Source organism: Paenibacillus sp. 01T422, assembly GCF_056398785.1.
Genome location: NZ_JBFTQB010000848.1, coordinates 1 through 2,839 on the forward strand (window position 1 = coordinate 1; position 2,839 = coordinate 2,839).

Below are 2,839 nucleotides of genomic sequence, written 5' to 3' on the forward strand. Positions count from 1 at the left end.
CCAACAAAGCGGTTAGATCTGGCTGCGATTGGTAAACTGCATTTCCGCGAGTTGGATTATACAAGGTACCCATGTGTAAGGATGGCATATGAGAGCGGTAGACAAGGTGGAACGACACCGACGGTTTTCAATGCAGCCAATGAAATTGCTGTTGCTCGTTTCCTCAAAGGGGAAATCACTTTTCTCCAAATCGAGCAAGTCATTGAAGCAGCGTTACAGAAGCATGAGTCTTATTCCAATCCTGAGCTGGATCTCATTCATGAGCAGGATCTATGGGCTAGATCATTTGCGGAGTCTATTCAATTTTAATGTGTTAAGAGCTTAAGTCAGTGAGTGTGGCTCGGCTCTTTTTTTCTCTGGTTACAGGTACGTCTAATTCATTCTCCCTGCTCGTATACTGTGCTAAACGGGCATAGCTTGTATTCAGCGGTTCAATAATGGTAATCTAAGAACATGCTGTCCATGAAGGAGGAAATACGACTTGTCAGCCATAGAAGTTGGATTGAAGGTTATTTTGATGTTTTTCATTCTTGTTTCGATTCATGAATGGGGGCATTTTTACTTTGCAAAACGCGCAGGCATCTTAGTTAGAGAGTTTGCCATCGGTTTTGGACCCAAGATTTTCTCATATAAAAAAGGGGAAACTCGTTATACGCTTCGCCTACTGCCCATCGGTGGTTTTGTTCGTATGGCTGGAGAAGATCCGGAAATTGTTCAAGTGAACCCTGGACAAACCATTGCCATTAAATTAAATAAACAAAATGAAGTGTCCTCCCTTTTTCTCGATCAATTAGACCGTCGCTCCAATGTCATATTGGGTGTTGTGGAACATATCGATCTTGAAAAAACACTGCAAGTTTCACTCGATGTCGATGGAGAAAGAGTAACCTATCCGGTTGACCGAGAAGCGATGATGGTTACCAAGGGAGTTGAAACACAGATTGCACCGTATGATCGGCAATTCGGATCGAAAACCGTTGGGAAACGGGCGATTGCTATTGTAATGGGACCTGTGATGAACTTTCTTTTGGCGATCGTGTTGTTCCTAATCGTTGTAATCATGTCTGGTGTCTTTACGAATGTAAAGCTGGATTCCGTGCTTGGGGGTAAAGCAGGAGAGAAGGCAGGGTTGCAAAAAGGGGACATTATCATTTCGATTGATAATCAGCCGATTGGCGATGACCGAGAGAAGCTGGTAACGTCGATTCAATCATCTGCTGGGAAGCCAATGACTTGGGTAATTGACCGCGCAGGGAATCCGCTGACTCTGCAGGTAACACCAGAAACGGAAGCAGGCTCAGGCAAACTAGGTGTTGTGATCTCAGGTGACCGAAGAAGTGCTTCATTTGGTGAAGTAATAAGTGGAACTTATGAACAAGTTGTTGGGACAACAATTGGAATCGTAACTAGTTTGCAGAAGCTAGTGATGCTGCAATTTAAACTGGATGATTTAGGTGGTCCGGTTAGAACAGCTCAAGTGTCTGCCCAATTTGCCCAAATGGGAATAACTGTTTTTCTCTCGTGGATGGCTACATTAAGTTTATATCTTGGGATATTTAATCTTTTGCCGATCCCTGCTTTGGACGGAAGCAGATTATTGTTCATGGGACTAGAGGCGCTTCGCGGCAAGCCAATTGATCCGAACCGGGAGAGTATGGTTCACTTTGTTGGGTTTGCGCTGCTCATGCTGCTTATGGTGGCCGTAACGTACAATGATATTTTACGTTTAATTAAGGGATAGTTCTAATGATCTAGGAGGGTTTATGTCAAACGATAAGCAGTTTGTTAAAGAGATTACACCACAGGGAGAGGATTTCTCCCGTTGGTACATAGATGTGATCAAAAAAGCGGATCTGATGAGCTACTCACCGGTTCGCGGTTGTATCGTTTTTAAACCGGATGGCTACGAAATTTGGGAAAACATTCAACGCGAGTTGGATAGCAAATTCAAAGAAACGGGTCACAGGAACGCTTATTTCCCTCTTTTCATCCCAGAAAGTTTTTTCCAAAAGGAAAAAGAGCATGTAGAGGGCTTTAATCCAGAACTGCCATGGGTAACAGAAGCTGGCGGCGAGAAATTGGAAGAACGTTTGGCAATTCGCCCTACTTCTGAAACTATGATTGGGCATATGTACTCCGAGTGGATCAACTCCTATCGTGATCTTCCTTTGTTGATTAACCAATGGGCAAATGTGGTTCGTTGGGAGAAGCGTACGTTGCCTTTCCTGCGTACAACTGAGTTCCTATGGCAAGAAGGCCATACGGCACATGAGGATGAGCAGGATGCACGCCGTGAAACTATGCAAATGTTAGACGTGTATCGTCAATTTGCTGAGGATTTCTTGGCTATTCCGGTCATCGTTGGTCAAAAGACACCTTCTGAGAAATTCGCTGGCGCAATTGATACTTTCTCGATTGAAGCGATGATGAAAGATGGAAAAGCTGTACAAGCAGGTACCTCTCACTACCTGGGTACGAATTTCGCTGTTGCTTTTGATATCAAATTCTTGGATCGCGAGAATCAACACCAATTTGCACATACCACTTCATGGGGCGTGAGTACTCGACTTATCGGTGCGCTGATCATGGTTCATGGTGATGACAGAGGCTTGGTTCTTCCGCCTAAAGTCGCTCCAACACAAGTAATCATGATTCCAATTGGTCCTCCAAAATCACGGGATCAAGTCATCGCTCGGGTAGACGAATTGTACGCTGATCTTAAAAAAGCAGGTGTCCGTGTGAAAGTGGACGATCGCGCTGATCAAAGCCCAGGCTGGAAATTCAATGAATATGAAATGCGCGGCGTACCGATTCGCGTTGAATTGGGACCACGTGATAC

The 2,839-nt window shown here is 44.5% G+C and carries 2 protein-coding genes and 1 pseudogene; all 3 read left to right on the forward strand.

From position 1 onward, the window contains the following. Positions 1 to 309, forward strand: a pseudogene (locus tag AC1DUA_RS32340) (1-deoxy-D-xylulose-5-phosphate reductoisomerase); the annotation flags it as partial. 172 nt (positions 310 to 481) lie between these two features. Further along, positions 482 to 1,741 carry an RIP metalloprotease RseP gene (gene rseP, locus AC1DUA_RS32345; protein WP_477503639.1) on the forward strand — a complete coding sequence of 420 codons (1,260 nt, stop codon included), beginning with the start codon at positions 482 to 484 and terminating at the stop codon, positions 1,739 to 1,741. 22 nt (positions 1,742 to 1,763) lie between these two features. Next, on the forward strand, positions 1,764 to 2,839 hold a 1,076-nt coding region (gene proS, locus AC1DUA_RS32350), incomplete at its 3' end, for a proline--tRNA ligase (RefSeq protein WP_477503640.1).